Raw genomic sequence first — 3269 nt, forward strand, 5'->3', positions numbered from 1 at the left:
GCGGGCCCTCCTCGGTGTCGGTGACAGGGTGGTGCGGATGCACGGTCTGCTCGTGGCGGTGGAGACGGGTGCGGGGGTCGGTCTGCCGGGAAGGCTACGTATCCGGCCACCGGGCTCGGGATCGTTTGGCCCGACCGAGATGACCGGTGTCCCAATCGAGACGTGTTCGAGACGGGACCCACCGGTCTCCGCTCCCCGGTCGCCGAGGTGACGGGACACCCGTGTCCGGACCACCGGGGTGAGCCGCGGCCGGATCAACTCCGATGGTGGCCGACCGCTACTAGGGTGGGACGCATGGGCACTCATGGTCGTCTGTCCGGATCGCTGATCGTCGGTCCCCGGCGCCACGAGGAGGGTGTCCGTCGGCTCCTGGCCAGTTTCGAGGCGGTCCCCCGGGGTGAGCCCGTCCGGTTGGCCAAGAAGACGTCCAACCTCTTCAGGCCGCGCGCCTCGTCGTCGTCGCCCGGCCTCGACACCACCGGCCTGACGCGCGTCGTCTCCGTGGATCCGGACGCCCGCACCGCCGACGTCCAGGGCATGTGCACGTACGAGGACCTGGTGGACGCCACCCTGCCGTACGGGCTGATGCCGTACGTGGTGCCGCAGCTCAAGACCATCACCCTCGGCGGCGCGGTGACCGGACTGGGCATCGAGTCCAGCTCCTTCCGGCTGGGACTGCCCCACGAGTCGGTGCTGGAGATGGACGTGCTCACCGGCACGGGCGAGATCGTCACCGCCCGCCCCGACGGCACGGACCGGGAGCGCGAGCTGTACCGCGGGTTCCCCAACTCCTACGGCTCGCTCGGGTACGCGGTGCGGCTGCGCATCGCGCTCGAACCGGTCGAGCGGTACGTCGGACTGCGCCACGTCCGGTTCGACTCCCTCGCCGCGCTGACCGACGGGCTGGCGCGGATCGGCGAGTCCGGGTCGTACGACGACGAGGAGGTCGATTTCCTGGACGGGGTCGTCTTCTCGGCGGGCGAGTCCTACCTGACGCTGGGCCGGCGGACCGACGAGCCCGGCCCCGTCTCGGACTACACGGGGGTGCGGGACAAGCAGGCGATCTACTACCGGTCGATCCAGCACGGCGGCCCCGCCGGCTCGGTGGCCCGCGACCGGCTGACCATCCGCGACTACCTGTGGCGCTGGGACACCGACTGGTTCTGGTGCTCGCGCGCGTTCGGGGTGCAGAACCCCGGCATCCGCCGGTGGTGGCCGCAACAGCTGCTGAGGTCGTCGGCGTACTGGAAGATCATCGGCCTGGACCACCGATACGACCTGGGCAACAGGATCGGCGCGCTCAAGGGCGAGGGCCCGCGGGAGCGCGTGGTGCAGGACGTCGAGGTGACCATCGACCGGACCGAGGAGTTCCTCGAGTGGTTCCTGCGGGAGGTGCCCATCGAGCCGCTGTGGATCTGCCCGCTGCGGCTGCGTGAGTCCACGCCCGCGCCGGGTGTGGGCGGCGGCCCCGGCTCCGACCGGCCGTGGCCGCTGTATCCGCTGGCGCCGGAGACCACGTACGTCAACATCGGGTTCTGGTCCTCCGCGCCGATCGAGCCCGGCATGGCCGAGGGGGCGTGGAACCGGCGCATCGAAGAGGAGGTCTCCCGGCTCGGCGGGCACAAGTCGCTCTACTCCGAGGTCTTCTACTCCCGCGAGGAGTTCGACCAGCTGTACGGCGGCGAGCACGCGGCACATCTCAAGACGCGATTCGATCCCCGGGGCCGCTTCGCGACCCTCTATGACAAGTCGGTGGGTGCACGGTGACAACGGACAGGATGACCATCGGCGAGATCGTCGCCGCGTTCGCGACGGGGGAGCCGCCCCTGCGGATCGAGGCCTACGACGGGTCGGCGTTCGGCCCGGAGAACAGCGAGCTGGTGCTACGCCTGACGAGCCGGAGGGCGCTGCAGTACTTCGTCACCGCGCCGGGCGACCTCGGACTGGCCCGCGCCTACCTCATGGGCGAGCTCGAGGTCGACGGGGTGCATCCCGGTGCGCCGCATGACGTGTTCGGCGCGCTCGAGGTCTTCCGCAAGACCATGACGCACACGCCGGACCTGCGGACGATGGCGCGCATCGCCCGCTCGATCGGGCGCGAGAACATCACGATGCTGCCGATTCCCGAGCAGGAGGTGCCCGCGGCGTGGCGTCGCGTCGCGCACGGCATGCGCAGGCACTCCAAGAAGCGGGACTCGGAGGTGGTCAGCTACCACTACGACGTGTCCAACCGCTTCTACGAGTGGATCCTCGGGCCCTCCATGACCTACACCTGCGCGTGCTACCCCGACGCCGGGGTCTGCCTGGAGGAGGCCCAGGACAACAAGTACCGGCTGGTGTTCGACAAGCTCGGACTGAAGGCCGGGGACCGTCTGCTCGACGTGGGCTGCGGGTGGGGCGGGATGGTGCGGTACGCGGCCGCCCGGGGGGTCCGGGCGATCGGCGTGACGCTCTCGCGCGAGCAGGTCGAATGGGGACAGGCCGCGATCCGGGACCAGGGGTTGGGGGACCTCGCCGAGGTCCGGCTGATGGACTACCGCGACGTTCCCGAGCGTGACTTCGACGCGGTCAGTTCCATCGGCATCACCGAGCACATCGGGCGCAGGAACTACCACGACTACTTCACCCGGCTGCACGGCTACCTGAGGCTGGGGGGTCGGCTGCTCAACCACTGCATCACCCGGCCGGACAACTCGCGCTCGGTCAAGGCGGGTGCCTTCATCGACCGGTACATCTTCCCCGACGGCGAACTGGCCGGTGCCGGGACGGTCCACCTCGAGGCGGAGAACGCCGGGTTCGAGGTGGTCCACGAGGAGAACCTCCGCCAGCACTACGCGTTCACGCTGCGCGACTGGTGCGCGAACCTGGTCGAGCACTGGGACGAGGCCGTCGACGAGGTGGGCGAACCGATGGCCAAGCTGTGGGGGCTCTACATGGGTGCCTGCCAGTACGGCTTCGAGCACAACAAGATCCAGCTCCATCAGATCCTGGCCGTCCGGCTCGGCGACACCATGACCTGGGACGTTCCACTGCGGCAGTGGTGGCGGCCGTGAGCCGCCGGGCCTGAGCGGCCGATCCCGCCCGGACACCGTCGGGGCCGGGTCGCGCCCATCGGGCCAGGATGCGCGCTCGGGCCGGGTCGCTCGCTCAGGCCGGGTCGCGCGCTCAGGCCAGGTCGAGGGCCAGCAGTACCTCACCCGTGGGGGCCGGGGAGCCGCCCGCGGGCTCCTCGGTGATCCCGATCTGGGCGGAGTTGCGGATCCCGCTGA

2 protein-coding genes are annotated in these 3269 nt (G+C 70.3%); both read left to right on the forward strand.

Going from position 1 to position 3269, the window contains the following annotated elements; all coding sequences use genetic code 11:
• Positions 1–294 precede the first annotated feature (294 nt).
• Positions 295–1767 carry an FAD-binding oxidoreductase gene (locus G6017_RS10750; RefSeq protein WP_182617312.1) on the forward strand — a complete coding sequence of 491 codons (1473 nt, stop codon included), beginning with the start codon at positions 295–297 and terminating at the stop codon, positions 1765–1767.
• A gap of 11 nt (positions 1768–1778) precedes the next feature.
• A complete protein-coding gene (locus G6017_RS10755) occupies positions 1779–3053 on the forward strand; it encodes a class I SAM-dependent methyltransferase (protein ID WP_182617314.1) in 1275 nt (424 codons plus the stop codon).
• Positions 3054–3269 lie beyond the last annotated feature (216 nt).

Source organism: Dietzia sp. B44 (genome assembly GCF_014145245.1).
Lineage (GTDB): Bacteria > Actinomycetota > Actinomycetes > Mycobacteriales > Mycobacteriaceae > Dietzia > Dietzia natronolimnaea.

What these genes read in the sequence shown, in the direction of transcription:
- G6017_RS10750 (WP_182617312.1), top strand. Translation starts at nt 295, where the DNA reads ATGGGCACTCATGGTCGTCTGTCCGGATCGCTGATCGTCGGTCCCCGG.
- G6017_RS10755 (WP_182617314.1), top strand. Translation starts at nt 1,779, where the DNA reads ATGACCATCGGCGAGATCGTCGCCGCGTTCGCGACGGGGGAGCCGCCC.